The sequence below is a fragment of the Kitasatospora sp. NPDC056327 genome (assembly GCF_042261735.1).
Taxonomy (GTDB): Bacteria; Actinomycetota; Actinomycetes; order Streptomycetales; family Streptomycetaceae; genus Kitasatospora.
This window is the reverse complement of record NZ_JBHJRC010000457.1, coordinates 1-4,022: the sequence shown is the minus strand read 5'-3', so window position 1 is coordinate 4,022 and position 4,022 is coordinate 1. Positions and strand designations below refer to the sequence as shown.

Sequence of the window (4,022 nt, the reverse complement as noted above, 5' to 3'; positions counted from 1 at the left end):
GCCCGGAACGATCCGGGCGGGCCACCGTTCTCCTGCGGGGTGGATCGGCCGGGGCGGGCCGAACGGGGGTGGAGCGGCCCGGCCCCGGCTTCCGGCGGTCAGCCGTCGTGTCGAACAGCCTCGACCCGACGGCGCCGGAGCACCATGCCTGCCCAGCCGACGCCGATCGCGGCGGCACCGGTGAGCAGCAGCGGACCGGTGGCGGAACCGCCGCCGACCGCCGCGTTGTTGGCGGAGACGACCCGGCCGGCCGGCTCCTCGGCGTTGCCGCCGTGCCCGTGGTGGGCGACTGTGGACTTCGACTGGCCGGCGGCGAACTGCTCCTCGCTGGGCGCGGCCGGGGCCTGCGCGGCGAGCGCCGACACGGTGCCGGCGGCGGCCGTCTTGCCGAAGTCGATGTCGGAGCAGCTGTAGAACGCCTCCGGGCTGTCCGTGCGCTGCCACACCATGTAGAGCAGCTGACGGCCGGTGCGCTGCGGCAGGGTGCCGCTGAAGTTGTAGTAGCCGTTGTCCGAGGTGCGGGCGGTCGGCACCTGGGCGACCGGCACGGTGTCCAGGTCGGCCCAGGTCAGCGGCTTGGTCGGGTCCCAGCTCTGCTTGGTGATGTAGATCGTCTGGTTGCCCTGGTGCGGGGCGGTGACCCGGAACTTGAAGTCGACCTTGCCGGGGGTGACGGCGCTGGCCGGCCAGTCGGCGCGCGGGAGGTCCAGCGCCTTGTACTTGTCGCGGCCGGCCGAGCAGAGCTTGCCGTCCGCGATCAGGGACCGGCTGTTGCCCGCGGCGTTGGCGAGGTTGACCTCGTTCCAGTCGTACAGGGGCTGGGTGCCGCTGAGCGCGACGAGGTCCTTGCAGATCTGCGACTTGGGGGTCTCCGGACCCTCCGCGTAGCAGGCCGCGATGCGGCTGACCGGGTTGGTCACGGTGCCGTGGGCGGCGGCGGTGCCGATGCCGGCGGCCGAAACGGAGAGGAACGCGGCGCCGATGACGCCGACGGAAACTGCGGTTCGCTTCATGGACATGGGGTGGGGACTCCTTGACCGTGTGCCGGGTCGAGGTTGTGGGGGGTGCCGGGCACGTCTGCCCGAGGGGCTCGCCGACCCGGCGCACCGGCCCCTGACCTGAGCGTATGATTGGACTAGACCAGCTGGCAATAGTGGGCTGCGGGCCACTTTTTGACGGAATGTAGCCTTCTCAGCAGCGAAAAGGCCCGACGGGAAGCCTCGGTTAGGCATCCCATCGGGCCCTTTTAAGGTCCGGTCAAGGTTCCCCGGTGTCAGGGGGGCGAAATCAGTGCCCGGCCGAGTCGGACGGCGGGGCCTGGTAGTTCCCGTCGAACCGGCCAACCTGAATGACCGAACCGCGGTGCGATCCGCCGCTGATCGTGTTGTTGTACACGGTGATGTTCGCCGTCCCGCGGGTGAACTCCAGCAGGATCGAGCGGAACTCCGCCGCCGCCCCCGGGTCCTCACGCAGCACCCGGCGCAGCCGGTTGCGCACCTCCGCGGTCTGGTCGTCGACGAGCCCGGTGTCGCCGCCCGCCCCGAGCACCTCGACCCGGATCTCCTCCAGCTCGGCCGACACCTCCGCGGAGTCCCGGCCCCGTCCGAGCAGGCCCGCGAGGCGTGAACGCAGCTGCGTCCAGGCGTCGGTGGCCATCAGTCCGACCACCGTCGTGGCCCCGCCGGTCACCAGCTGCGCGATCTCGGCCTCCACGGCCTCCCCCTTCGGTCGGTCCCGTCACCCTGCCCGCCCCACGCTAGTGGAGCCGGGCCGTCCGGCGGGCCGGAACCGCGCTGCTCAGAGGAAGGTCCGCCCCTCGCCCCGGTAGGTCGGCACGGTGCGCACCACCGCGTCGCCCTCCACGAGGTGCAACTGCGCGAACCGCTCGCAGAGTTCCCCCGCCTTGGCGTGCCGGAACCAGACCCGGTCGCCGATCAGCAGGTCGTCGGCGGCCGCGCCCAGCAGCGGCGTCTGCACCTCCCCGGCGCCCTCCATCGGGTCGTAGCGCAGGCCCGGCGGCAGGTACGGCACGGGGGAGCGGTCCGGCCCGGCGGCGCCGGAGGCCGGGTAGCCGCCGCCGAGCACGGTGACCACGCCGACCCCGGGCCGGCGCACCACCGGCTGGCCGAACAGGGCGGCGGGCCGGCCCCGGAACGCCCGGTAGTGGTCGAACAACCGGGGCTGGTACAGCCCGGAGCCGGCCGCCACCTCGGTCACCGCGCGTTCGGCAACCGTCGACTCGATGCTGCCGGTGCCGCCGCCGTTGACGAACTCCAGCTCGGCGACCCGGCGCAGCAGCCGTACGGTCGCGGCCCGGCGCGCGGCCAGTTCGGCCCGGGCCCGGGTCTGCATCACCCGGATCAGCCCGGAGCGCACCGGCCGCCCGGGCACCGCGTCGCCGACGCCGGCGACGTGTCCCTCGTAGGCCATCAGCCCGACCACCCGGAAGCCCCGGCGCCGCTGCACCAGCTCGGCGAAGGCGGCCACGTCCTCGGGGGTGCGCAGCGGGGAGCGGCGGGCACCGACCCGGACCCGCCCGCCGAGCAGGTGCAGCGCGGTGTCCAGCTCCAGGCAGACCCGCACCTCGGCGGAGCCGGTCCGGGCGGCCTCGACCAGCTCCAGCTGGGCCGGGTCGTCCAGCACCACGGTGACGGCGGCGGCCAGCTCCGGGTCGGCGGTCAGCTCGGCGAAGCCCGCGCGGTCGCTGGACGGGTAGGCGAGCAGGATGTCGCGCAGGCCGGACCGGGCCAGCCAGAGCGACTCGGCGAGGGTGAAGCTCATCACCCCGGCGAACCCCTCCGTGGCCAGGGCCCGCTCCAGCAGCGCCCGGCAGCGCACCGACTTGCTGGCCACCCGGACCGGTTTGCCCGCGGCCCGGCGCACCAGGTCCGCGGCGTTGGCGTCGAAGGCCGCCAGGTCGACGACGGCCACCGGGCCGTCCAGATGGGCGGTGGCCCGGTCGTACCGGGCCCGGTCGGCGGCCGGCGAGTGGTCGGCGGCGGTGCGGACGGCGGCGGCGGTGCGGGCAGCGGCTTCGGGCGTGGCCATGCGCGCAGACTGTCACACCGCTCCTACCCACGGGTAGGGGACGGACGGGGGACCTTCGGACCATGGGGGAGCGGGGACCGGTGGCATAGGGTCGCCGGGTGGACCGCAAAGACTTCTCCAACCCGGCGTTCGTCGGCAGGAACATCCCCGACCCGGGCTTCTCCGGCGACGACGGCACCGCCGACCCGGAGCTGACCGCCGCGCTCGGCGCGTGGGCGCGGGACGCCGCGGCCGAGCCCCGGGTGCTCGCGGCGCTGACGCCGACCCGTCTGATGGTGCCGATCGTGGCGATCCTCGGCGAGGTCGAGGTGGACGCGCACGGGCACCGGCACGAGAAGACCAGCGACATGGCGGTCCCGCTGGTCGAGGCCGCGGACGGCCGCCGCGCGCTGCCGGCGTTCACCTCGCTGGAGTCGCTGGCCCGCTGGCGCGCCGACGCCCGTCCGGCGCCGGTGGCGGCCCCGCAGGCCGCGATGGTCGCCTTCTCCGAGCGGGCGGACACCCTGCTGGTGGACCCGGCCGGCCCGGTGCCGTTCCGGCTGTCCGGCGCCCGGCTGCGCGCGCTGGCGGAGAACCGGCCGTACCTGCCGCCGGCGGCCGACCCGGAGGTGCGGGAGGCGGTCCGGGCGCTGCTGGCCGCGGAGCCGCGGGTGACGGCCGGGCTGCTGGCACCGGCCGAGGAGTCGGACGGGATGCTCGCGGTCGTGCTGGACCCGGCGCTGGACCCGGCCGGGATCCAGGAGGCCGCGCAGCGGGTCGGCCGGGCGGTGGCCGCGGACCCGGTGCTGCGGGTGCGGCTGGACCGCGGGCTGGACCTCGCGGTGCTGCCGGCGGACACCGGCCTGCCCGGCGAGCCGCTCTTCCGGCGTTAGGGCTTGTCCGACGGTTCCCGCCGCGCGGTCGTCGCGGTCCGGGGGTGACGCGGTCCGACGGTGACATCCCCGGGAACACCGACGGGGCCGGGCCCCTGCTCG

At 75.1% G+C, this 4,022-nt stretch carries 4 protein-coding genes; 1 reads left to right on the top strand and 3 read right to left on the bottom strand.

All coding sequences use genetic code 11. From position 1 onward, the window contains the following. Positions 1 to 98: 98 nt before the first annotated feature. From ACFCX4_RS35115 to ACFCX4_RS35105, 3 genes are all read right to left on the bottom strand, one after another. A complete protein-coding gene (locus tag ACFCX4_RS35115) occupies positions 99 to 1,019 on the bottom strand; it encodes a lytic polysaccharide monooxygenase (RefSeq protein ID WP_376151346.1) in 921 nt (306 codons plus the stop codon). A 268-nt stretch (positions 1,020 to 1,287) separates the two neighbouring features. Next, positions 1,288 to 1,713 (bottom strand): hypothetical protein, encoded by a 426-nt coding sequence (locus ACFCX4_RS35110; RefSeq protein ID WP_376151344.1) that lies wholly within the window; start codon positions 1,711 to 1,713, stop codon positions 1,288 to 1,290. A gap of 84 nt (positions 1,714 to 1,797) precedes the next feature. Beyond that, positions 1,798 to 3,048, bottom strand: a complete 1,251-nt coding sequence (locus ACFCX4_RS35105) for an alanine racemase (RefSeq protein WP_376151342.1) — start codon at positions 3,046 to 3,048, stop codon at positions 1,798 to 1,800. Positions 3,049 to 3,146: 98 nt separating this feature from the next. On the opposite strand from ACFCX4_RS35105, the gene ACFCX4_RS35100 reads away from it, so the two are divergent. Then, entirely contained in the window at positions 3,147 to 3,920 is a 774-nt protein-coding gene (locus tag ACFCX4_RS35100) for an SseB family protein (RefSeq protein WP_376151340.1), read from the top strand. Positions 3,921 to 4,022: the final 102 nt, after the last annotated feature.